16 protein-coding genes and 3 pseudogenes are annotated in these 22461 nt (G+C 72.0%); 11 read left to right on the top strand and 8 right to left on the bottom strand.

The features are described 5' to 3' along the window. Positions 1 to 207: 207 nt before the first annotated feature. Positions 208 to 2553, bottom strand: a complete 2346-nt coding sequence (treY, locus tag ACFYW5_RS27955) for a malto-oligosyltrehalose synthase (RefSeq protein WP_389419860.1) — start codon at positions 2551 to 2553, stop codon at positions 208 to 210. 81 nt (positions 2554 to 2634) lie between these two features. Here treY and ACFYW5_RS27950 point away from each other — a divergent pair, with 81 nt between their 5' ends. Then, on the top strand, positions 2635 to 3900 hold the full coding sequence (locus tag ACFYW5_RS27950) for an MFS transporter (protein WP_389419859.1): 1266 nt from the start codon (positions 2635 to 2637) through the stop codon (positions 3898 to 3900). Here ACFYW5_RS27950 and glgX read toward each other — a convergent pair. Beyond that, positions 3897 to 6017, bottom strand: coding sequence for a glycogen debranching protein GlgX (glgX, locus tag ACFYW5_RS27945; RefSeq protein WP_389419858.1), 2121 nt, complete (start codon positions 6015 to 6017; stop codon positions 3897 to 3899). The two genes, ACFYW5_RS27950 and glgX, sit on opposite strands and share 4 nt — an antisense overlap. Before the next feature lie 183 nt (positions 6018 to 6200). Between glgX and ACFYW5_RS27940 the strand changes: the two genes are divergently transcribed. The 4 genes from ACFYW5_RS27940 to ACFYW5_RS27925 all read left to right on the top strand — a co-directional run bounded on the left by ACFYW5_RS27940 (position 6201) and on the right by ACFYW5_RS27925 (position 10669). Beyond that, positions 6201 to 7022: a Tat pathway signal sequence domain protein gene (locus tag ACFYW5_RS27940; RefSeq protein ID WP_389419857.1), complete on the top strand. Its 822-nt coding sequence runs from the start codon at positions 6201 to 6203 to the stop codon at positions 7020 to 7022. Between the two features lie 116 nt (positions 7023 to 7138). After that, the gene (locus ACFYW5_RS27935; RefSeq protein ID WP_389419856.1) at positions 7139 to 8461 is read left to right on the top strand and encodes a copper amine oxidase; all 1323 of its coding nucleotides are present in this window, start codon (positions 7139 to 7141) and stop codon (positions 8459 to 8461) included. Between the two features lie 112 nt (positions 8462 to 8573). Beyond that, positions 8574 to 9812: an SAV2148 family HEPN domain-containing protein gene (locus ACFYW5_RS27930; protein WP_389419855.1), complete on the top strand. Its 1239-nt coding sequence runs from the start codon at positions 8574 to 8576 to the stop codon at positions 9810 to 9812. Positions 9813 to 9946: 134 nt separating this feature from the next. Continuing rightward, positions 9947 to 10669, top strand: coding sequence for a 3'-5' exonuclease (locus ACFYW5_RS27925; RefSeq protein WP_389419854.1), 723 nt, complete (start codon positions 9947 to 9949; stop codon positions 10667 to 10669). Between the two features lie 9 nt (positions 10670 to 10678). Here ACFYW5_RS27925 and ACFYW5_RS27920 read toward each other — a convergent pair. Beyond that, positions 10679 to 11175 (bottom strand): annotated as a pseudogene (locus ACFYW5_RS27920) (YbaK/EbsC family protein). Continuing rightward, positions 11145 to 12104, bottom strand: a complete 960-nt coding sequence (locus ACFYW5_RS27915; RefSeq protein ID WP_389419853.1) for a DMT family transporter — start codon at positions 12102 to 12104, stop codon at positions 11145 to 11147. The pseudogene ACFYW5_RS27920 and the gene ACFYW5_RS27915 overlap by 31 nt, the downstream one beginning before the upstream one ends. Before the next feature lie 93 nt (positions 12105 to 12197). Between ACFYW5_RS27915 and ACFYW5_RS27910 the strand changes: the two genes are divergently transcribed. After that, positions 12198 to 13097 (top strand): LysR family transcriptional regulator, encoded by a 900-nt coding sequence (locus tag ACFYW5_RS27910; RefSeq protein WP_389419852.1) that lies wholly within the window; start codon positions 12198 to 12200, stop codon positions 13095 to 13097. 75 nt (positions 13098 to 13172) lie between these two features. Here the strand turns inward: ACFYW5_RS27910 and ACFYW5_RS27905 are convergent, their stop codons facing one another. Then, positions 13173 to 14036, bottom strand: coding sequence for a phosphotransferase enzyme family protein (locus tag ACFYW5_RS27905; protein ID WP_389419851.1), 864 nt, complete (start codon positions 14034 to 14036; stop codon positions 13173 to 13175). A 162-nt stretch (positions 14037 to 14198) separates the two neighbouring features. On the opposite strand from ACFYW5_RS27905, the gene ACFYW5_RS27900 reads away from it, so the two are divergent. The 4 genes and pseudogenes from ACFYW5_RS27900 (at position 14199) to mgt (ending at position 18492) form a co-directional block, all read left to right on the top strand. Beyond that, complete coding sequence (locus tag ACFYW5_RS27900; protein WP_250071378.1) at positions 14199 to 15110, top strand: carbohydrate ABC transporter permease; 912 nt, start codon at positions 14199 to 14201, stop codon at positions 15108 to 15110. Next, complete coding sequence (locus ACFYW5_RS27895) at positions 15107 to 15940, top strand: carbohydrate ABC transporter permease (protein WP_389419850.1); 834 nt, start codon at positions 15107 to 15109, stop codon at positions 15938 to 15940. Before ACFYW5_RS27900 ends, ACFYW5_RS27895 begins: the two co-directional genes overlap by 4 nt. Then, positions 15940 to 17211 carry an ABC transporter substrate-binding protein gene (locus ACFYW5_RS27890; protein ID WP_389419849.1) on the top strand — a complete coding sequence of 424 codons (1272 nt, stop codon included), beginning with the start codon at positions 15940 to 15942 and terminating at the stop codon, positions 17209 to 17211. The genes ACFYW5_RS27895 and ACFYW5_RS27890 overlap by 1 nt, the downstream gene beginning before the upstream one ends. A gap of 17 nt (positions 17212 to 17228) precedes the next feature. After that, positions 17229 to 18492 (top strand): annotated as a pseudogene (gene mgt, locus ACFYW5_RS27885) (macrolide-inactivating glycosyltransferase). Between the two features lie 62 nt (positions 18493 to 18554). Here mgt and ACFYW5_RS27880 read toward each other — a convergent pair. Continuing rightward, the gene (locus tag ACFYW5_RS27880) at positions 18555 to 20819 is read right to left on the bottom strand and encodes an MMPL family transporter (RefSeq protein ID WP_389419848.1); all 2265 of its coding nucleotides are present in this window, start codon (positions 20817 to 20819) and stop codon (positions 18555 to 18557) included. 215 nt (positions 20820 to 21034) lie between these two features. Between ACFYW5_RS27880 and ACFYW5_RS27875 the strand changes: the two genes are divergently transcribed. Beyond that, positions 21035 to 21583: a DUF1697 domain-containing protein gene (locus tag ACFYW5_RS27875; protein WP_389419847.1), complete on the top strand. Its 549-nt coding sequence runs from the start codon at positions 21035 to 21037 to the stop codon at positions 21581 to 21583. A 24-nt stretch (positions 21584 to 21607) separates the two neighbouring features. On the opposite strand, the gene ACFYW5_RS27870 is transcribed toward ACFYW5_RS27875, so the two are convergent. Together ACFYW5_RS27870 and ACFYW5_RS27865 are read right to left on the bottom strand one after the other, a co-directional pair. Further along, entirely contained in the window at positions 21608 to 22348 is a 741-nt protein-coding gene (locus ACFYW5_RS27870) for a sirohydrochlorin chelatase (RefSeq protein WP_389419846.1), read from the bottom strand. Between the two features lie 5 nt (positions 22349 to 22353). Continuing rightward, a pseudogene (locus ACFYW5_RS27865) lies at positions 22354 to 22461 on the bottom strand (ABC transporter permease); the annotation flags it as partial.

Genomic DNA, 22461 nt, shown 5'->3' with positions numbered 1-22461 from the left:
GGGAGCCGTGGGGGAGGGGACGGGCACCGGCGGCCCCCGACATGCCGGGAACGGAGGGAGCGGCGCCGCACACCACGACGCGCCGCCCGCACACCACGACGCGCCGCCCGCACGCGGCGGACGCGGGGAGCGCGCGCGGCGGCGAGCCGGTCGTACGGCCCGCCCAGCAGCGCGCGCCACCGTGGCGCGCGCCCGCCCCCCGTGCCCTCAGACCCGCTCCAGCAGCACCACCGGAAGCGGCCCGAAAAGCTCCTCCACGCGCACGTGCCCCGTGAACTCCCGTCCCGGTGTCACCACGTCGGCCCACCGCCCCGGCGGCAGCTCCAGCGCCGTCTCCCGCCAGCCACCCGCCTCCGCCAGCCGCAGCGACAGCCGGGTCACCGCGGTGACCACCTCCTGCGAGCGCGCGAACGCCACACAGTGCGCCGCCGCCGGACCCTGCGCGGACAGCGGGGTGTACGTCGCCGCCGCACCGAAAGCGGCCGGCCGGCGTGCGCGCAGCCGCAGCGCCGCCGCGGTCAGCGTGTTCTTCTCCCCCGTCTCCAGGGGCGGGAAGCGCACCGGCCGCCGGTTGTCCGGGTCGACCAGGGCCCGGTACTCACCCTCCGTGCCCTGGTACACGTCCGGCACGCCCGGCATCGTCAGGTGGACCAGGGCGGTGCCCAGCAGGTTCGCCCGGATGTGCGGGCCGAGGCGGTCGCGCAGGGCGGCCACGTGGGCGCTGGGCGGACCGCAGGGCCCCGCCTCGACGTAGGCCGCCACCGCCTCCTCGTACGGCGGTTCCTGCTCCGTCCAGCTCGTGTACAGGCCGGCCTCCCGCACATGCTTCAGCAGCGCCTCCCGCACCCGCTCCGGGTCCGCGGGGCCGAGCCCGAACACCGTCTGCCAGGCGGCCCACGCCAGCTGCGCGTCGGGCACGTTCTCACCGGCGCGGGTCACCTCGGACAGCACGTCCGCCCACCGCTGGGGGCACTCGGTGAGCACCGCGAGCGCGGCCCGGACGTCGGCGCTGCGCTTGGTGTCGTGCGTCGACACGACGATGCCCGTCGTCGGCCAGTCGCGCTGCACGCGCGCGCAGTAGGCGTGGAAGTCCTCCGGGGACATCGCGGGACCGCCCGGGTTGCCGCCCACCTCGGTCGCCGACAGCAGCGGCACATAGCGGTAGAACGCGGTGTCCTCCACGGACTTGGCCCGCAGCGCCGACGCCGTCTGCGCGAAGCGGGTACGGAACTCCGTCCGGTCGGGCCCGTCCCCGTCCCGGCCGAGCACCAGGTCCCGTACGACGTCGACCGCGTCGGCCTCCTCCGGGACCACGAAGGCGTGCCGTGCCTCGGCCGCCGCCTCCTCGGTGACGACGGCGGCCGGGTCGCCGGAGGCGTAGGGCCGGTAGACCTCCAGCCGGACCAGGAGCTCCTGGAGCGCGGTGCGCAGCGCCCAGGGCGCGCGGTCGCGCAGCGCGGGATCCGCCGAGGTGGTGCAGACCCGGTCGGCGACCCGGGTCAGGCGCTCGGTCTCCGCGGCCAGCTCGTGCGTGAGGACCTTGTACGCGGCCCGCCGCACGGTCGTCTCCCACTGTCCGCCCCGGTCCGTCTGCGGGGCCGCGAACCGCCGGTACTCGCCGAGGAGTTCCTCGTGCCCCGCCGGGTCCGTGAAGAGGCCGTCGATGTGCCGCAGGGCGTCGTAGCCGGTGGTCCCGGCGACGGGCCAGGCGGCGGGCAGGTGCTCCCCGTCCGAGAGGATCTTCTCCACGACCGTCCAGCGGCCCCCGGTCGCCTCGTGCAGCCGCCGCAGATACCCGTCGGGGTCGGCGAGCCCGTCGGGATGGTCGACGCGCAGCCCGTCGATCACGCCCTCGTGGAGCAGCGCGAGGATCTTGTCGTGCGTGGCCTCGAAGACCTCCGGGTCCTCCACCCGCACCCCGATCAGCTCCGAGATGCTGAAGAACCGGCGGTAGTTCAGCTCGGTGCGGGCCAGCCGCCACCAGCCGAGGCGGTACCACTGGGCGTCCAGGAGCTGGGGCAGCGGCAGGTCCTCGGTGCCCTGGCGCAGCGGGAACGCCTGGTCGTAGTAGCGCAGCACGTCGCCGTCGGCCTCCAGGCGGCCGAGCTCCTGGCCGAGCGGTCCGCCGAGCACCGGCAGCAGCACCTGCCCGCCCTGTGCCTCCCAGTCGATGTCGAACCAGCGCGCGTACGGCGACTTGGGGCCCTCGCGCAGCACCTCCCACAGGGCCCGGTTGTGGCGCGGCGCCATCGCCATGTGGTTGGGCACGATGTCCACGATCAGGCCGAGGCCGTGCTCCCGGGCGGTACGGGCCAGCGCGCGCAGCCCGTCCTCGCCGCCCAGTTCCTCCCGCACGCGCCCGTGATCGACGACGTCGTACCCGTGCGCCGAGCCGGGCACCGCCTCCAGCACCGGGGACAGATGCAGATGCGAGACGCCGAGCGAGGCCAGGTACGGCACCGCCTCGGCCGCGGCGGCGAAGGGGAACTCGGGCTGCACTTGCAGCCGGTACGTGGCCGTGGGCGCCACCGTGTCAGGTCGCTCAGGTGTCATGGAAACGTACGTACCCGCCCAGCCGCCCTTCGTGTCATCGTCCCCTCCACGTGGCCCCGCGCGCGTGGCTAGTTTCGAGCGATGGGATCCGTGGGGCGGGGCCGGGCGCTGGACACATACCGTGAGGTGATCGGCCTGACCGGGCCGCTGCTGCCGGGGGTGTCGTTCCTCGGCAGACTGCCCACGGCCACCATCCAGTTCGGCAGTGTTCTCCTCGTCGCCCGCACGAGTGGCTCCCTCGCCGCCGCCGGTCTGACCGGTGGGGCGCTGGCCGTCGGGCAGGTGGTCTGCGGACCGCTCGTGGGCCGGCTCGCGGACCGGCACGGGCAGCGCACGGTCGTGCTCGCCTTCTCGCTCGCCAACGCCCTCGCGATCACCGCGCTGGTGGCCGGGGCGCTCGCCGGGCTCGCCACGCCCTGGCTCGCGCTCCTCGGCGCGTGCGCGGGCGCGAGCGTGCCGCTGGTCGGCCCCCTGGCCCGCGCCCGCCTGGTCGCCCTCGCCCGGCGGCACCGGGCACCCGAGCCGGTGGTCGGCGCCGCGCTCTCCTTCGAGAGCACCCTGGACGAGGTCTCCTTCGTGCTGGGCCCCGCCCTGGTGGGCCTCGCCGCGGTCCTGGCCCACCCCGCCCACGCCCTGCTCGGCGCGGCGTTCCTGGTGGCCCTGTGCGGCGGCGCCTTCGCCCTCCACCCGACGGCCACGGTGACCGGTCCGGCCGCCGCGCGCCGCACCGAGCGGCTCGGGCGCATGCCCCGCGCCGTCCACTCGCTGCGCGCCGCGCTCGCCCTCCAGGGAGCTATGTTCGGCGCCTGCCAGGCGGGCATCACCGCGCTCACCGAGCGGCTCGGGCGGCCGGAGCAGGCCGGACTCGTGTACGCGGCCATGGGGGTCATGAGCGCCGTCGCGGGGCTCGCCATGGCCGCCGTACCCGCGCGCGTGGGGCTCCCGGCGCGGTGGCGGGCGGCGACCGCGGCGGCGTTCGCGCTGTCGCTGCCCCTGCTGTGGACGAACGGCTTGGCCGGTCTGTACGCCGTGGTCACCGTCCTCGGGGTGGCCTACGCGCCGCATCTGATCACGGTGTTCGGGCTCACCGAGCGGGTGGTGCCGCCGGTCCGGCTGGCCGAGGCGATGGCCGTCGCGACCAGCGCCCTGGTGGGCGGCCAGGCCCTGGCGGTCGCCGTGACCGGCCGCCTCGCCGAGACGTACGGCCCCGCCGCGGCCTTCGGGGCGGCGAGCCTGGCCGCCGCCCTCGCCTGCGTCCTCGCGCTGACCGCGCGGGCGGGGTCGTACCCCTCACATGACGCGCCCGGCCACGCGCGCGTGGCCGGGCGTCCGCACCCCCGCTCCTAGACCGGCCGCTGGAGCACCACCAGGCTGCGGTCCACCAGGGTCAGCCGGTCCCCGTCCTGCACCTTGGGCCCGGTGCCGGGCGGAACGCCGTCCACGCGCGCGGTGTCCACGACCACCTGCCACTGCCGGCCGTGGTCGACCGGTACGACGAAGTCGAGGGTCTTCGGCGACGCGTTGAACATCAGCAGGAAGGAGTCGTCGCTGATGCGCTCCCCGCGCGGGCCCGGCTCGGAGATCGCGTTGCCGTTGAGGAACACCGTCAGCGCCGACGCCTGCGCCGAGTTCCAGTCCCGCTGGGTCATCTCCTTGCCCTGCGGGGTGAACCAGGCGATGTCCGACAGGTCGTCGTGCGTGCCCTCCACCTGACGCCCGTGGAAGAAGCGGCGCCGGCGCAGGACCGGATGGTCCCGGCGCAGCCACACCATCGCGCGGGTGAACTCCAGCAGCCGGTTGCCGTCCTCGTCGTCGGGGTCCGGCCAGCGTAGCCAGGCCAGCTCGCTGTCCTGGCAGTAGGCGTTGTTGTTGCCGTGCTGGGTGCGCGCGAACTCGTCACCGTGGCTGATCATCGGCACGCCCTGGGAGAGCATCAGGGTGGCGAGGAAGTTGCGGATCTGGCGGGCCCGCAGCTCCAGCACGGCCGGATCGTCGGTCTCTCCCTCCGCTCCGCAGTTCCACGACCGGTTGTGGCTCTCCCCGTCGCGGTTGTCCTCCCCGTTGGCCTCGTTGTGCTTGTCGTTGTACGCGACGAGGTCGTGCAGGGTGAAGCCGTCGTGGCAGGTGACGAAGTTGATGGAGGCCAGCGGCCGCCGCCCGTCGTGCTGGTACAGGTCGGAGGAGCCGGTCAGCCGGGAGGCGAACTCCGCGAGCGTGCGCGGCTCGCCCCGCCACAGGTCCCGTACGGTGTCGCGGTACTTGCCGTTCCACTCGGTCCACAGCGGCGGGAAGTTGCCCACCTGGTAGCCGCCCTCGCCGACGTCCCACGGCTCCGCGATCAGCTTCACCTGGGAGACCACCGGGTCCTGCTGCACCAGGTCGAAGAACGACGACAGCCGGTCCACCTCGTGGAACTGCCGGGCCAGGGTGGCCGCGAGGTCGAAGCGGAAGCCGTCGACGTGCATCTCGGTGACCCAGTACCGCAGCGAGTCCATGATCATCTGGAGGACGTGCGGGGACCGCATGAGCAGGGAGTTCCCGGTGCCCGTGGTGTCCATGTAGTAGCGGGGGTCGTCGGTGAGCCGGTAGTAGGAGAGGTTGTCCAGGCCCCGGAAGGACAGGGTCGGGCCCAGATGGTTGCCCTCGGCGGTGTGGTTGTAGACGACATCCAGGATGACCTCGATGCCGGCCTCGTGCAGCGCCTTCACCGCCGACTTGAACTCCAGCACCTGCTGGCCGCGGTCGCCCCAGGACGCGTAGGCGTTGTGCGGGGCGAAGAAGCCGATGGTGTTGTAGCCCCAGTAGTTGTTCAGCCCCATGTCGACCAGCCGGTGGTCGTTCACGAACTGGTGTACGGGCATCAGTTCCAGCGCGGTGACGCCCAGTTCGGTGAGGTGTTCGATCAGTGCGGGGTGCGCCAGGCCCGCGTAGGTGCCGCGCAGCTCCTCCGGGAGCCCCGGGTGCCGCATGGTGAGGCCCTTGACATGGGCCTCGTAGATCACGGTGTGGTGGTACTCGGTGCGCGGGCGCCGGTCGTCGCCCCAGTCGAAGTAGGGGTTGACCACGACCGACGACATGGTGTGCGGCGCCGAGTCCAGGTCGTTGCGCTTGTCGGGCGCGCCGAAGTGGTAGCCGTACACCTCCTCGCCCCAGCTGATCGAGCCGCTCACCGCCTTGGCGTACGGATCGAGGAGCAGCTTCGCCGAGTTGCAGCGCATGCCGTGCTCGGGGGCGTACGGCCCGTGCACCCGGAATCCGTACCGCTGTCCCGGCATGATGCCCGGCACGTACGCGTGCCGGACGAACGCGTCGCTCTCGCGCAGTTCCACCGCCGTCTCCGAGCCGTCGTCATGCAGCAGACACAGCTCTACTCTGTCCGCGGCCTCCGTGAAGACCGCGAAGTTGGTGCCGGCGCCGTCATACGTGGCACCGAGTGGATATGCCTCTCCAGGCCAGACCTGCATGCACACGACTCTTTCAGGTGGAGTGCCCCCGTCGGGGCGCCTTGGCTTCGAGTCTCCCCGAAAGTGAGGGAACCACCCCCGACTTATGTCCCTCTTATCGATCGACCAGGCATACCCAGGTATGCCGAACCAGTGGGGCACATCACATACTCCCGGGGACCCAGGGGGAGTAGGGGGAAAAACGTGCGCAAGACAGTGCACCGCCATCTGGGCAAGGTGGTGGCCGGCGCGGCGATAGCGCTGGCCGGAACCGCGGCCATGGTCGCGGTCACCCTGCCGGGCACGGCCGGAGCCGACGACACCGGCGACCGGAACACGGGGACCGGGCAGAGCGCCCCGGGACAGGCGCAGGGAGCGGGCCAGGACCAGGCCGTCGAGCCCGGCGTCGTCCAGGAGGCGCCCGCCGAGGGCGAGCGGGGGACCGGCCGCGACCCGCTCACCGAGGACGAGCTGGCCAGGGTCGAGCGGATCGCCCTGAACCGCCAGCTGCAGCGGTCCAGCGAGGACGTCGACGGCGACCGCGGCCCGCAGACCCTCGGCATCGACCTCGCCGAGCCGGAGACCGACGAACTCGACGACCCGGCCGCGCCGCGGCGCGCCGACGTGACGTTCTACGACTACAAGGACGACACGCTGGTCATCAAGACGGTCAACCTCGACACCGGCAAGGTCGAGCACACCGGCACCGAGCAAGGCGTCCAGCCGCCGCTGGGCCGCTCCGAGAACACCGAGGCCATGAAGATCCTGCTGGCCAGCCCGCTGAGCGCGGGTCTGAAGGCGGACTACAAGGACGCCACCGGCAAGGAACTGACCTCCCCGGACCAGCTGGAGGTCGACAGCATGGTCTTCCGGGCCGCTCCGGGCGCCCAGCCCGCCGCACTGGACCGGTGCGGCGAACACCGCTGTGCCCGGCTGTTCCCCAAGGCCCTCAACGGGCCGTGGATCGACATGCGGCACCTGGTGATCGACCTGAGCGCCCGCACGGTCGCCGAACTCGACCGCTGATCACTTCACTTCTCCGCCTTCACTCCTTCTCCGCCTTCACTCCTTCTCGCCTTCACTCCTTCTCCGTCTTCACTCCATTTCCGCCTTCGCTCCTTATGCAAGGGAGTCCATTCCTCATGCGCGTCAACAGAGTGAGCCGTGCCCGCACGCGGACGGCCCTGGCCGCCTTCGCCGTGGCCGGGCTGACGGCGGGCGCGGCCACGGGCGCCGGACCGGCCACCGCCCAGCCCGTGGCGGCGCCCGCCGCCGCCCCCGACTGCAGCGCGGCCTACCGCATCGAGCAGAAGCTCTCCAACGGCACGACCTGGCGCATGTGCTGGCGCCACGAGGCCATGGCCGGAATGATCCTGGAGGACATCACCTACCAGCCGCCCGGCGAGAGCAAGCCGATCAAGGTCCTCAACAGCTCCAAGCTCGCCCAGATCCACGTGCCCTACGACGACGGCTCGGAGGAGTACGACGACATCACGAGCTACTACTTCGGGGACGGTCTGGAGAACCTGGCCGCGGGCGAGTGCCCGGGCGGCACCATCCGCACCGTCAAGGTCCGGGCGCCCGAGTCGACCGAGACCCGCAACGTCAAGGGCCTGTGCACCACGACACGCGCGCGGGGGCACGCGTACCGGATGCTGAACCAGCCGGTCAGCGGCGGCCAGAAGCTCTACCAGAAGCAGGGCAAGGACCTGCTCGTCTACGCCGTCAACAAGGTCAGCTGGTACGAGTACATCACCGAGTGGCGCTTCTCGGACGACGGCACCATCCACCTGAACGTCGGCGCCACCGGCAGCCTCGCACCGCAGGACTACGACGCCGGCGACGGCCAGGGCTGGCCGATAGGCAAGGGCCCGAAGGCCAGGCCCCTCAGCCACAGCCACAACGTCTTCTGGCGGCTCAACTTCGGGCTGGACGGCTCCTCCAAGGGCCGTGTCGAGCAGTACGACTCGAAGGTCACCGCGCAGGCACCCGGCGACCGCGCGCCCACCAACAAGACCACCCGCACCAAGATCACCAAGGAGACCGCGGGCGACGCCAAGAACATGCGCTGGTGGCGCGTGGTCAGCGCGACCGGCAAGAACAAGGACGGCCACCCGCGCTCCTACGAGCTCGTCGCCGGCCCCAACGCCAAGTACAGCGGCCGCGGGTTCACCAAGCACGACGTGTACTTCACGCAGTACAACAAGTGCGAGCAGTACGCCAGCAACAACAAGGGCAACTGCCCCACCGGGCACCCCAAGTCGGTCGACAAGTGGGTCGACGGCCAGACCCTGACCAACCCCATCATGTGGGTGAACGTCGGCTTCCACCACATAGCCCGGGACGAGGACCAGCAGCCCATGCCGGTCCACTGGCAGGGCTTCTCGCTCGCGCCGCGTGACGTCACCGCTATGAATCCGCTCACTCCGGCCGAGCTGGCCGGCGCGAACGGGCGTCTCGACTGAGCCAGTTGGGAAACGACCCTGTCCATCGGGCTGCACCGCCCACCGGTCCCGGAGTACCCTTCCTTGATCGTTGACACGGGGAGTGCTCGGGGGAGCGGAAGGCGGTGCGCGGGTGGGCTCGGGAGGGCGGGAGCTGCCCCCTGGTGACGAGGGTCACGAGGGGAACTCCACAGACGTCCCGCCCGGCACGGTGTCCCTGGCGCGCCCCATGGACGCCGGCGCCATCGGACCGGAACTGGACTGGGACGCCGACGCCTGGCAGGAAGTGCGGACCCGCGCGCAGCGGGCCGGCCGGGCCTACATCTGGCTGAACCTCGTCGAACAGCGGCTGCGCGCGGTGGTGGCCGCTGTTCTGCGTCCCGTCTACGAGCCCGTCCACGGCGACGACTGGGTGGTGGCCGCGGCCGGCCCCGCCGGGCAGGAGTGGGTGCAGCGCGCGGTCGCCGTCCGCGAAGTCAGCCGCCGCAAGGGCTACTTGCTCGACCCCGCCGACGACAACGTCCTCAGCTTCCTGACGCTGCCGCAGCTGCGCGAGCTGATGGTGCAGCACTGGCCGTGCTTCGCGCCCTATGTCGACGAGCGCCGGGACGTCGAACTCGCCCTGGACGAGCTGGAGGTGACCCGGAACGTCGTCTCCCGCAACCGGGCGCTGTCCGAGGCGGTGCTCGGCCAGGCCGAACGGGCCTCGGCGCGGCTGCTGGAGGTGCTCGGCGCGGGTGGCGACGTACCGTCCGCGCGCCGACTGCCGGTGGACGCGGTCGAGGACCTGGTCGGCGACCGGTACGGCGATGTGGTGGCCGTGCACTCCGACCGGGTGCGGCTGCTGCGGCAGTTCCCGGCCGAGGACATCTTCGGCGAGGCCCGCCGGCTCGACGCCATCGGCATCGGCCTGAACCTGCTGGTGCAGAACTTCTCCGGCCGCCGTCTGGTGCGCCTGGCCGAGTCGGGCTGCCGGGTGCGGCTGCTGTTCCTGAACCCGGCGTCCAGCGCGGTCAAGCGGCGCGAGCGGGAACTGGGCATCAAGCGCGGCGAATTGAGCCGCTCGGTGGAGATGAACATCCTGCACATGCGCCGGGTCCGCGCCCGGCTGCGCGACCCCGGGGCCTTCGAGATCCAGGTCTACGACGAGACGCCGCGCTTCACCGCCTACCTGGTCGACGGCGACGGCTCGGACGGCATCGCGGTCCTGCAGTCCTATCTGCGCCGCACCCGGGGCATGGAGGCGCCGGTGCTGGTGCTGCGCGGCGGGAGCCGGGTGGTCAAGTCGGGCGACCGGCATGACAGTGGGCTCTTTCCGACATACCGCGAGGAGTTCGAGGTGGCGTGGGCGGATTCGAGGCCGGTGTCCTGAATCCATGCGGGCGTTTCGGGCGGTCTGCCCGAAGTGCCCGAAGGGGTAAGCGGAACGCGCTCCTCTGATTGTCAGTGGCCCGTGGGAGGGTGGAGACCACTGGGGGAGAGCACCACCAAGGAGGGGGACCGCCCATGGGCTGGCACCGTGAGCTGCTGATCGGATTCGACCTGGAGACGACCGGGACGGATCCGGGCCAGGCGCGTATCGTCACCGGGGCCGTGATCGAGGTCAGGGGCGGGCAGCAGCTCGGGCGCCGGGAGTGGCTGGCCGACCCGGGCGTGGTGATCCCGGCGGACGCGGTGGCGGTGCACGGCATCAGCAACGAACGCGCGGCCGGCGAGGGCCGGCCCGCGGACCGGGTGGCGGACGCCATTGCCGATGTCCTGACGGGTTACTGGAAGACAGGCGTGCCGGTCGTCGCCTACAACGCCGCGTTCGACCTGAGCCTGCTCTCCGCCGAACTGCGGCGCTACGGCCTGCCGTCGCTGCGGGAGCGCCTCGGCGGGACGGCCCCCGCGCCCGTCGTCGACCCGTACACGATCGACCGCTGGGTCGACCGCTATCGCCGCGGCAAGCGCAATCTGGAGGCGGTCTGCGCGGAGTACGGCGTCCGGCTGGACGCCGCCCACGACGCCTCGGCGGACGCCCTGGCCGCGGCCCGGCTCGCCTGCGCGATAGCCGACCGCCACCCCAAGATCGCGTCCCTCGGTCCGGCGGAGCTCCACCGCCGCCAGATCGCGTGGTACGCCGAGTGGGCGGCGGACTTCCAGGACTTCCTGCGCCGCAAGGGCGACGAGCAGGCAGTGGTGGACGGCACCTGGCCGCTGCGGGTGCCGGCGGACGAGACCGTGTGAGCCCTCCGGTCACTCGGGGGCGGGCCCCGCGATCCGCTCGATCCGCGGCTCGGCCAGCCGTGCGTAGTCGGCGCCCGAGATCCGCATCGACCGGTCCAGCCGGGCCGCGTTGAAGTACAGCTTCGGCTGCGCACCACCTCCGGATCGGCGACGAGGTCGAGCTCGGGATCGAAGCTGAACGGCAGGACCGTGCCCGGCACCGAGCGGGCCAGCCGCTCGGCCGTCTCCGGGTCGCTGAAGCCGGCGTAGCGCGCCGCGTACAGCGAGCGGACGGCGTCCAGGTCGACGCGGCGGTCGCCGGGGACCACAGCGAGGACGTGCCGGGTGGTCCGGCGGTCGGTCTTGACGCGCAGCACGATGCACTTCGCCGCCTGGGACGCGGGGTGGCCGCGCAGCGCGCAGACGGCCTCGGTGGCGCCCTCGGGTGCGTGGTCGAGGAGCTCATAACCGACGCCGGCGCCGTCCAGCAGGGAGATCAGGCGCTGGTAAGTGGCGTGCTCGGACATGCGGGGTCCTGTTCGGTGCGAGGGGCGGGCAGATCGGGCGGGGCAGGAGGGGTGCGGTGGGTGCGTTCCACGGCCTGGCCCCAGTAGGTGCCGGTGAGCATCAGGGCGGCGCCCAGACCGGTCAGCGCGGTCAGGTGCTCGCCGCCCAGGGCGATGCCCACCGCCACCGCCCACAGCGGCTCGGTGCCCAGGAGCAGGCTGGCCCGGCTCGCGGACGTCCGCTGCACGGCCCAGGTCTGCGCCAGGAAGGCGAACACACTGCAGAACAGGGCCAGATAGACCAGCTGGGTCCAGGTCGCCGCGTCGGCGCGGGCCAGCGTCGGCAGCCCCGAGCCGGCGAGGGCCGGCAGGAACAGCACCGTGCCGACCAGGGTCTGCACCGTCGTCAGCTGCAGCGGACGGATCGCCCGCCCGACGGTCAGCCGTCCGACCAGGACGACATGGCCGGCCCGGATCAGCGCGGCGCCCAGCATCAGCAGGTCGCCGAGGCGGGGCGCGTGGAAGCCGTTGCCGGACATCAGCAGGGCGACGGCGAGGACACACACGCCGGTCGCGGCGTAGAAGGCGGCCGGCATGCCGCCGGAGCGCCCGGCGCGGTCGAGGAGGGGGGTGAGCACGATGGTCAGGCTGATGATGAGCCCGGCGTTGGCGGCGGTGGTGTGAGCGACGCCGTACGTCTCCACGATGAGCACCGCGGCCTGCGTCAGACCGAGCGGCACCCCGGCGCGGAGCTCGTCCCGGGTCCACCGGCGGGCGCCGCGCCGGGAGAGGACGACGCCGAGACAGGCGAGCGCGGAGAGGGCGTAGCGGGCGAACAGCACCAGCAGGACGGGCAGGGCGGCGGTGGCCGTCTGGGCGGAGAGATAACTGGATCCCCAGACGATCGCGACAAGGAGGAGTACCGCATCGGTACGTCGGACGTCGGACACGCCCCTACGGTGCCCCGGATCGTCTCTGTAGCCCAGGGCCAGTTTCTAAAAGGATCTTTTAGCGCCGCTACATCGGGTCCCTACACTGAGGGCGTGGACGAACGACAGCTGCGGATCCTGCGGGAGCTGGGCGAACTGGGCAGTGTCACGGCGGTCGCCGAGGCGCTGCTGGTGACACCCTCGGCGATCTCCCAGCAGCTCAGGCTGCTCCAGCGGGCGATCCCGGTCCCGCTCACCGAGCGGCAGGGCAGACGGCTGGTGCTGACCGACGCCGGGCAGGCGCTGGCCGGCGCGGCCGTGGAGGTGGAGACGGCGCTGGCGCGGGCTCGGGGCAGTGTCGAGGAGTTCGTGGGGCGGCCGGACGGGGAGGTGTCGGTGGCGGCGTTCCACAGCGCGGGCGGCGCGTTCTTCCCGCTCCTGCTGCGCGCCCTCGCCGGTCCCGGCAAGCCGGAGGTGAGGCTGGCCGACGAGGACGTACCGCAGGAGGACTTCCCCCGGCTGACCCGGGAGTACGACATCGTCCTCGCCCACCGGCTGGAGCACGCCCCGCCCTGGCCGGACACGGTCACGGTGACCACGCTGCTGCGCGAGCCGCTGGACGTGGCCATGCCCAAGGAGCATCCGCTGGCCGCGAAGCGCCGCGTCACCCCGCGCGATGTGGCCGACGAGCCCTGGATCACGGTGCACGACGGCTTCCCGGTGATGGCCACCATCGACGCCATCGCGGCGGCGGCCGGCCGGCGGCTCCGCATTGCCCACCGCATCAACGAGTTCGCGGTGGTGGCCGAGGCGGTGGCCGCCGGAGGAGGCATCGCGCTGATGCCCCGCTGGACGATGCGCCCCCACCCGGCACTGACGCTGAGACCCCTCAGCGGAGTCCGGGCGAGGCGCACCATCGACGCCCTCTACCGCCCGGAGCGGACGGCGAGAAAGGCGGTCCGCACCGTACTGAAGGAACTGCGCGAAGCGGCCGGCTCGATCCAAGCCCCCTAGGGGCGCGGGGAACTGCGCGCTCAGCCGCAGGATGCCCGCAGCCGCCCGACGACATACGGCCCCATCAAAAGGCGCTCAGAACGGATACCACCGCACCGTCGGATCCCCGTCCCGCAGCGAAGCCACTCGGCGCCGGAACTCCTCCAGCGCCTTCGGATTGCCCGGCGCATGCTGAGCCACCCAGGCACAACTGGCCGTCTCCCGGGCCCCCCGCAGCACCGAGCACCCCTCCCACTCCCGCACATCCCAGCCGTACCCGGCGACGAACGACTCATAGGCCGCCGCGGGCAGCCCGTACCGGTCACGGGACAGCGCCATCACGACCAGATCGTGCTCGCGGAGGTCGGCGGAGAAGGTCTCCAGGTCGACCAGCACCGGCCCATCGGCGCCCACGTGGACATTGCGCGGCAGCGCGTCGCCGTGGATCGGGCCCACCGGCAGACGCGGCGTCAGCCGGGCCGCCGCCGCGGCGAAACCGTCCCGCCGCGCCCGCAGATACGCCGCGTCCGCCGGGTCGACCGCGTCGCCCGCGAGCCGCAGCCAGCGTTCCACGCCGCCCAGCAGGTCGCGTGGCGGAAGGGCGAAGGAGGGCGCGGGCAGGGCGTGGACGACCCGTAGGAGTTCGGCCAAATCGTGCGGCTCCGCGGGGCGTACTGGATCGGGCAGCCGGTGCCACACCGTCACCGGGTGTCCCTCGACCAGCAGCGGCTCGGGCCCGGCCGCCCGGACCGCCGGGACGCCCGCCTCGGCCAGCCACCCCGCGATGTCCAGTTCGCGCCGGGCCCGCTCCAGGAGTGAGGCGTCGCGGCCCACCTTGACGACCAGGTCACCGGCGGCGAACACGGCGTTCTCGCCCAGGGCGAGGAGAGCCGCGTCCCGCGCCGGACCGGGCAGCACGCCCGCCGCGGCCAGGACCTCCCGGGCCCGCATCTCGTCCATCGTCCGCCTCCATGTCGCCCTCGGTGAGTGGTCATCCGTTGGCCAGTCTCGCATTCGCACAGGTCGGAACGTGTGCGCGGTGTCTTGACGACGCCCGCCCCGGTCACGACCATGACCAGGCCCAGTCCGAGATCGTCACGAGCCCCACGAGGAGCCGCTCACGTGACCTTGGTGACCGCGACGAGGCGGTCCGCGCGGAAGGCGCCGCTGGACCGCGGGGCCTGGTTCCTGGTGCTGCCCGCGCTGATCCCCATCCTGCTGCTCAGCGTCGGACCGCTGCTGTACGGGATCCTGCTGGCCTTCACCGACTCGCAGTCCGGGCGCACCGAGCCCACCCAGTGGATCGGCGGCCTCAACTTCCGGGACCTGTGGCAGGACACCCTGTTCTGGGAGTCGTTCCGGATCGGTCTGGTGTGGGCCGTCGGGGTCACCGTGCCGCAGTTCCTGCTGGCGCTCGGTCTCGCCCTGCTGCTCAGCCAGGACCTCAGACTGCGCTGGCTGGCCCGGGCCCTGGCGATCGTCCCGTGGGCCATGCCGGAGGTCGTGGTCGGGGTGATGTGGCGGCTGGTCTACAACGCGGACGCGGGCATCCTCAACGAAACCCTGCGCGACCTGCACCTCGGTGACGGACGCGACTGGCTCAGCGGCCTGGCCACGGCCCTGCCCGCCGTCATCGTGGTCGGTGTCTGGGCGGGCATGCCCACCACCACCGTCGCCCTGCTCGCCGGCCTGCAGAACACCCCGCGCGAACTGCACGAGGCCGCCGCCGTGGACGGCGCCGGGGCCTGGCGGCGCTTCCGGACCGTCACCTGGCCCGCGCTGCGGCCGGTCGCCCTCGCCATCACGGCCCTCAACCTGATCTGGAACTTCAACTCCTTCGCCCTGGTCTACGTCCTGACCAGCGGCGGCCCCGGCGGCCGCACCCGGCTGCCGATGCTCTTCGCCTACGAAGAGGCCTTCCGCTACGGGCAGTTCGGCTACGCCGCGGCGATGGGATGTGTGATGGTGGCCCTGGTCTCGGTCCTGCTCGCCCTGTTCCTCGTGGGCCGGCTCAGGGGAGGGGACGAGTCATGAGGACGCGCCCCGCGGCCCGCGCCGGCCAGTACGCCGCCCTGCTCGGCTATCTGGTCTTCCTCGCCTTCCCCTTCCTCTGGCTGATCTCCACCGCCTTCAAGCCGCCCCGCGAACTCGGCAGCCTCCACCCCACCTGGATCCCCGAGAACCCCACGCTGGACAACTTCCGCCAGGCCTTCGACGAACAGCCGCTGCTGCGGGCCGCGGGCAATTCCCTGATCGCCGCGGTCTCGGCCGCCCTGATCGCCGTAGTGATCGCGACTCCGATGGCGTACGTCATGGCCCGGCACCGCACCCGGCTCGCGCGCGCCGCGACCGGCTGGGTCGTCGTCAGCCAGGCGTTCCCGCTGGTCCTGGTGATCATCCCGCTGTTCCTGGTGCTGAAGAACCTGCGGCTGATCGACTCCCTGGCCGGGCTGATCCTGGTGTACGTGGTGTGGGCGCTGCCGTTCGCGCTGTGGATGCTGGTCGGTTACGTCCGGGCCGTGCCCACCGAACTGGAGGAGGCGGCCGCCGTCGACGGGGCCGGCAAGCTGCGCACCCTGGTCTCGGTGACCGCACCGCTGCTCGCCCCGGGCATCGTGGCCACGGGGCTGTTCGCCTTCGTCACCGCGTGGAACGAGTTCTTCTTCGCGCTGGTCCTGCTGAAGACCCCGGAGAAGCAGACCCTGCCGGTGACCCTTACCCATTTCATCGGCGCTGAGGGCGTCGCCGACCTCGGCCCGCTGGCCGCGGCCGCGTTCCTCGCGACCCTGCCCTCCCTGGTGGTCTTCGCGATCGTCCAGCGCCGGATCACGGGCGGCATGCTCGCCGGGGCGGTGAAGAACTGATGCGCGCACGCTGGATCCTCGTCCTCCTGCTCCTCCTCGCGGGCTGCTCCGGCGACGGTGAGCCCGACGACGGACGGATCACCCTCCGCTTCCAGTCCCTGGCCTGGCAGGAGGAGTCCGTCGCCGTCAACAAGGAACTCGTCGAGGAGTGGAACGCGCGCCATCCGGACGTCCAGGTCGAGTACGTGCAGGGCAGTTGGGACAGCGTCCACGACCAGCTGCTCACCTCCTTCGAGGGCGGCGAGGCACCCGACATCGTGCACGACGCCTCCGACGACCTCGCCGACTTCGCCTACGGCGGCCAGCTCGCCGATCTGACCGGCCTGCTCTCCGGCCGTCTCAAGGCGGACATCCCCGAGCGCAGTTGGCAGACGGTGACCTTCGGGGACGGCATCTACGGCGTGCCGTTCCTCCAGGAGCCGCGCGTGCTCATCGCCAACGCCACCTGGCTGAAGAAGTCCGGTGTCCGCATCCCCACCCCCGAACGGCCCTGGACCTGGCCGGAGTTCCGGCAGATCACCGAGGAGCTGAGCGGCGACGGCACCTACGGCGTGGCCTGGCCGCTGAAGGAACCCGTCTCCGCCACCCTCAACCTCTCCCTGTCGGCGGGCGGGCAGCTCTTCCACCGGGACTTTGACGGCAAGGTCGAGATCCGCTTCGGGACCGCCGACGAGGTGGTCCCGAGGACGATCCACGACCAGGTCAACTCCGACGGCAGCGCCTCCGGTTCGACCCTGGGCAGCGGCGGTTCGGACACCCTGCCCGGCTTCTTCGGCGGCCGGTACGCGATGGTCCCGCTCGGCTTCTCCTACCGCCAGCAGATCGTGCAGCAGGCCCCGGAGGGCTTCGACTGGCAGGTGCTGCCCGCCCCCGCGGGCGCGGACGGACTCACCCAGGGCGTCAGCCCGCAGACGCTCTCCATCGCCGCGGACAGCCCGCACCAGGAGGAGGCGGCCGAGTTCATCGACTTCCTGCTCCAGCCGCGGAACATGGTCCGGCTCGCCCTCGGCGACTGGATGCTGCCCACCGGCACCGAGGCGCTGAAGGACCCGGCGCTGCGCACCGCCGAGCACGACTGGGCGACCGGCACCGCCCTCGCCGAGCACCTGCGCTCGGCGCCCGCCCAGTCGGTCCGCGGCTACCCGGAGTGGAAGGACAAGGTCGCCACCCCCGCCCTCCAGGAGTACTACAGCGGAGCGATCGGACTCGACGACCTGCGCGAGCGCCTGGAGAAGGACGGAAACCTGGTCCTCGCCCGCTACCAGAGGTGACAGCCCGACAACCAGAGGTGCCGGCGCCGCCCCGCACTCTATATAAGTTGCACGAGACGTATCGTCTCGCTTAGTCTCCGGGACATGACCTCACCCGCGCACATCGCCATGTTCTCCATCGCCGCCCACGGCCACGTGAACCCGAGCCTCGAAGTGATCCGTGAGCTCGTCGCGCGCGGACACCGGGTCACCTACGCGATCCCGCCCGCGTTCGCCGGGAAGGTCGCCGAGACCGGCGCCGAGCCGAAGCTGTGGCACTCCACCCTGCCCGGCCCGGACGCCGACCCGGCGGCCTGGGGAAGCACCCTGCTGGACAACGTCGAGCCGTTCCTGGCCGACGCGATCCAGGCGCTGCCCCAGCTCGTCGAGGCCTACCGGGGCGACGAGCCGGACCTCGTCCTGCACGACATCACCGCCTACCCCGCCCGCGTCCTCGCCCACCGCTGGGGCGTCCCCGCCATCTCGCTCTCACCGAACCTCGTCGCCTGGGAGGGCTACGAGGAGGAGGTCGCCGAGCCGATGTGGGCGGAGCCGAAGAGCACCGAGCGCGGCCGGGCCTACTACGCCCGCTTCCGGTCCTGGCTGGAGGAGAACGGCATCACCCTGCACCCGGACCGGTTCGCGGGCCGCCCCGACCGCTCCCTCGTGCTGATCCCGAAGGCGCTGCAGCCGAACGCCGACCGGGTCGACGAGTCGGTGTACTCCTTCGTGGGCGCCTGCCAGGGCGACCGGGGAGCCGAGGGGGAGTGGCAGCGGCCCGCCGGGGCCGAGAAGGTCGTCCTCGTCTCGCTCGGCTCGTCCTTCACCAAGCAGCCCGGCTTCTACCGGGAGTGCGTCAAGGCCTTCGGGGAACTGCCCGGCTGGCACCTGGTGCTCCAGATCGGCCGGCATGTCGACCCCGCCGAGCTGGGAGACGTACCGGCCGACGTCGAAGTGCGGTCCTGGGTGCCGCAGTTGGCCGTGCTCAAGCAGGCCGACCTGTTCGTCACCCACGCCGGCGCGGGCGGCAGCCAGGAGGGGATGGCCACGGCCACCCCGATGATCGCCGTACCGCAGGCCGTGGATCAGTTCGGCAACGCGGAGATGCTCCAGGCGCTCGGTGTGGCCCGGCAGCTGTCCACCGAGGAGGCGACCGCCGAGGCGCTGCGGGAGACCGCGCTCGCCCTCGTCGACGACCCGGAGGTGGCCGGGCGGCTGAAGGACATCGCGGCGCGGACGGCCGAGGAGGGCGGCACCCGGCGGGCGGCCGACCTCATCGAGGCCGAACTCCCCGGCCGGTGAGCACAGCCGAGGGCCCGTCGGTTCCCCCGTGACCGACGGGCCCTCGTGTCATGCGGTCCGGATCAGACCGGGACGCGCTCCCCCTCGTCGTCCCGCGCCGGCTGGGCGACCGCCTCCGGCGCCTCGTCGTGCGTCAGGTCGGGCAGGCGCTCCAGCCACTTCGGCAGGTACCAGTTGCGCTCGCCCAGCAGTGCCATGACCGCCGGGAGCAGCACACCCCGGATGATCGTCGCGTCGATGAGCACCGCGGCCGCGAGGCCCACGCCCATCTGCTTCATGGACTGCATGGACAGCGTGCCGAAGATCCCGAACACGGCGACCATGATGACCGCGGCGCTGGTGACGACACCCGCCGTGGTGACCACCCCGTGCTTGATCGCCTCGTTCGTCGTACGGCCCTTCAGCCGCGCCTCGCGGATCCGGGAGACCACGAACACGTGGTAGTCCATCGACAGGCCGAACAGGATCACGAAGAGGAACAGCGGCAGCCAGCTGATGATGGCGCCGACCCCCTCCGCGCCCACCAGGGACGCCCCCCAGCCGTGCTGGAAGACGCCGACCAGGATGCCGTAGGCCGCGCCCACCGACAGCAGGTTGAGCGCGATCGAGGTGATCGCGATCGTCAGCGAGCGGAAGGACAGCAGCATCAGCAGGAAGGCGAAGACCACCACGAACGCGAAGACCGGGACGACCGCTCCGGCCAGCTGGTTGTTGAAGTCGTGGCTGCCCGCCACCTGTCCGGTGATCGGCGCCTCCAGGCCGTCGACCTTGCCGAGCGTGGCCGGACGGACCTCGTCGCGCAGTTTCTCCAGGCTCTCGCCCGCCTTGTCGAGGTCGGAGCCGCCGACCAGCGGGACGTAGACGAAGGCGAGGTTCTGCTCGTCGTGCAGCTTGATCTCGACCGGGCCGCGCGAGGCGCCCGAGTCCACGGCCTCCCGCTTGAAGTCGGCGAGCGCGCTCTGCACCTCGGGGGCGTTGATGTCGTCCGCCTTGACGACCACCTCGGCCGGCTCGGAGCCGCCGGGGAAGGCGTCGTTGACCCGGTTGTACGTCTGCACGATGGGCAGCGAGTCGCCGAACTCCTGGTCCAGCGTGAGGTTCTGGGTCTTCATGCCGACCGCGGGAGCGGCGACCGCGAGCAGCGCGCCGGTCGCGACGACCGCCGAGATCAGCGGCCGCTTCAGCACGGCACCGAGGATGGCCGTCCACAGGCGGCTGTCCCGGTTGACGTTGCCGCGCTTGCGGCGCAGCTTGCTCTCCGGGTGCAGGTAGGGTATGCGGCCCTTCTCCACCCGGTGGCCCAGCAGGGACAGCACCGCGGGAAGCACGGTCACCGAACCGACCATGGCGACCGCCACGACGATCAGCGAGGCAAGACCCATCGCCTCGAAGTCGGCGATACCGGTGAACAGCATGCCCGCCATCGCCACGCACACCGTGACACCGGAGACCACGATCGCCCGGCCACTGGTGGCGGCGGCGATCCGCAGCGCCGTCTGCGGGTCCTTGCCGGCGGCCCGCTCCTCACGCTCGCGGCGCAGGTAGAACAGGCAGTAGTCGACGCCGACGGCCAGACCGACCAGCAGCATCACCGAGTTGGCGACATCGCCCATCGGCATGACATGGCTGACGATGCCCATCAGACCCATCGTCGCCATGATCGCGGTGATCGCCAGGAGCACCGGCAGCAGCGCCGCGACGAGCGCGCCGAAGGCGATCAGCAGAATGCCGAGGGCCACGGGCACGGCCGAGTACTCGGCCTTCTTGAAGTCGTCCCCGAACGCGTCGTCGAACGTCTTCATCATGCTGGCGGCGCCGATCTCCTCGATCGTCAGCGCCGGATGGTCCTTCTGGACCTCGGCCACCGCCTTCAGCACCGGCTCGACCCGCTCGCTCGCGGTCTCCGCGTCACCGCGCATGTCGAACTGCACCAGCGCGCTGCGGCCGTCCTCGGAGAGGGTGTCCGCGTCGTACGGCGAGGTGACGCCGGTGACCTTGCCGGTCGCCTCGACCGCGTCCATCACCGCGGTGACCGCGGCGCGGAACTCGGTGTCGGTGGCCTTCAGGCCGGCGTCCTTCGCCTGAACCAGGACGGTCTCGCCGGCCGGCTCGTCGATCCCGGAATCGTCGATGATCTGCGCGGCGGTCTTCGTCTCGCCCTTGAGCGCCTGGCTCTCGTCCACGTCCACCCGGCCGGCCGCCGAACCGAGCCCCATCGCCAGGACGACGAACAGCACCCAGATGCCGACGGCAGCCCATCGGTGCCGGACGCTCCAGCCGCCTGCCCGGGCGGCCAGACCCCGCACCCGTATGTCTCCGTTCCCCATGATGGGCTTGCCCCCTTGTATGCGGTGGCAGCCCCCTGCCGCCACCTTCCGCTTTGAAGGTATGCGGCGGATAAAGGCATCTCGTCGTGCTGATCGGTGAGCTGAACGCGGCGGGAATCATCCCCCTGGACCCCGCCTTCTCCCCACTGGGGAGGAGGAAGCCCCTTACATCTATGTGCCGACTGCCCACCCCCGCGCAGCCTTATGGTGTGCGGATGACGACGAGGTATGCGGCGCTGCTGCGGGGGATCAACGTGGGCGGCGCCAAGAAGGTCCCGATGGCGGAGCTGCGCGTCCTGATGGCCGGGCTCGGCCTGGACGACGTGCGCACCTACCTCCAGAGCGGCCAGGCCGTCTTCTCCGCCGCGCGCGGCGACGAGGAGACCTGGGCCGCGGAGATCACGCGGGCGGTCGAGAAGCGGTTCGGGTTCGCCGTGGACGTCATCGTCCGCGACCACGCCTATCTGGCGGCGGTCGTCGAGGGCTGTCCCTTCCCGGCCGCCGAGCTGGAGGGCAAGCAGCTGCACGTCACGTACTTCTCCGAGCCGGTCACCGCCGAGCGCTTCGCCGAGACCGCCCCGGCCGCCTTCCTGCCGGAGGAGTTCCGGCTCGGCGAACGCTGCCTGTACCTGTACGCCCCGAACGGCCTCGGCCGCTCCAAGCTCGCCGAGCAGTTGGCCAGGCCACGCCTGAACAAGGGCCTGACCGCGACCACCCGGAACTGGAACACCGTGGTCAAGCTGGTGGAGATGACCGGAGGGTAGGCAGCCCGCTCCCGGGAGACGCCGTCAGGCGCCCACGGCCGCCAGCACCGGTACCCGGGCCGCGTCATAGCGGTCCAGCAGCAGCCGCGCGACCTCCGGTGCCGGGCCGAGGACATCGGCCAGGACGTCCGCCCCGGCGGCGCCCCGCGCGATCCGGTCCGGCAGGAAGCCGGGGGCGAGGACGTACGGCGCGACGGCCACCCGTTCGCAGCCGAGGGCCCGCAGTTCCCGTACCGCGTCCTCCGTGCGGGGCAGGGATGCGGAGGCGAACGCGGGCCGCACGGCACACCAACCGGTGCGCCGCCACTCCCGCGCGATGTCTGCGATCACCGCGCTCGCCTCCGGGTCGGTGGACCCCGCCGAGGCCAGCACGACCCCGGTCGAGGACTTGTCGGCGGGCGTGAGACCCGCCTCGTACAGCCGCCGCTCCAGCGCACCGAGCAGCAGCGGGGAGGGGCCGAGCACCTCCGTCTGCCGGATCCGCAGCCGCCGGGGCGCGTCCCGCAGCACCGCGGGGATGTCCGCCTTCGCGTGGAAGGCGCGGGTCAGCAGCAGCGGCAGCGCCACGACATCGCGCACGCCCTCCGCCGCGAGGGATTCCAGCACGCCCTGCACGGTGGGGATGTTGAAGTCCAGGAAGCCGGTCTCCACGCGCAGTCCGGGCCGCGCCGAGCGCACCCGTCGTACGAGGGCGTGCACGGTCGCGGCGTGCCGCGGGTCGCGGCTGCCGTGCGCGATGACGAGGAGGACCGGCTGGTGGCGCATGGGACTCAACTCCTCGCGAGCAGGCCGCGGCTGCGCAGCACCCAGCGCTCCAGCGGGCTGAAGATCAGCAGGTCGATGGCGATACCGACGAGCAGGATCAGGAAGATGGCCAG

Origin of the sequence: Streptomyces sp. NPDC002779 (assembly GCF_042888685.1) — a bacterium.
Lineage (GTDB): Bacteria > Actinomycetota > Actinomycetes > Streptomycetales > Streptomycetaceae > Streptomyces.
Note: the sequence above shows the minus strand (reverse complement) of the source record. Positions and strands in the feature narration are given on the sequence as shown.

Excerpts from the sequence above, each read along its gene's own strand:
- ACFYW5_RS27890 (WP_389419849.1), top strand. The coding sequence starts at position 15,940 with ATGCGCGCACGCTGGATCCTCGTCCTCCTGCTCCTCCTCGCGGGCTGC.
- ACFYW5_RS27880 (WP_389419848.1), bottom strand. The coding sequence starts at position 20,819 with ATGGGGAACGGAGACATACGGGTGCGGGGTCTGGCCGCCCGGGCAGGC.
- glgX (WP_389419858.1), bottom strand. The coding sequence starts at position 6,017 with ATGCAGGTCTGGCCTGGAGAGGCATATCCACTCGGTGCCACGTATGAC.
- ACFYW5_RS27875 (WP_389419847.1), top strand. The coding sequence starts at position 21,035 with ATGACGACGAGGTATGCGGCGCTGCTGCGGGGGATCAACGTGGGCGGC.
- ACFYW5_RS27935 (WP_389419856.1), top strand. The coding sequence starts at position 7,139 with ATGCGCGTCAACAGAGTGAGCCGTGCCCGCACGCGGACGGCCCTGGCC.
- ACFYW5_RS27895 (WP_389419850.1), top strand. The coding sequence starts at position 15,107 with ATGAGGACGCGCCCCGCGGCCCGCGCCGGCCAGTACGCCGCCCTGCTC.
- ACFYW5_RS27870 (WP_389419846.1), bottom strand. The coding sequence starts at position 22,348 with ATGCGCCACCAGCCGGTCCTCCTCGTCATCGCGCACGGCAGCCGCGAC.
- ACFYW5_RS27905 (WP_389419851.1), bottom strand. The coding sequence starts at position 14,036 with ATGGACGAGATGCGGGCCCGGGAGGTCCTGGCCGCGGCGGGCGTGCTG.
- treY (WP_389419860.1), bottom strand. The coding sequence starts at position 2,553 with ATGACACCTGAGCGACCTGACACGGTGGCGCCCACGGCCACGTACCGG.
- ACFYW5_RS27950 (WP_389419859.1), top strand. The coding sequence starts at position 2,635 with ATGGGATCCGTGGGGCGGGGCCGGGCGCTGGACACATACCGTGAGGTG.
- ACFYW5_RS27925 (WP_389419854.1), top strand. The coding sequence starts at position 9,947 with ATGGGCTGGCACCGTGAGCTGCTGATCGGATTCGACCTGGAGACGACC.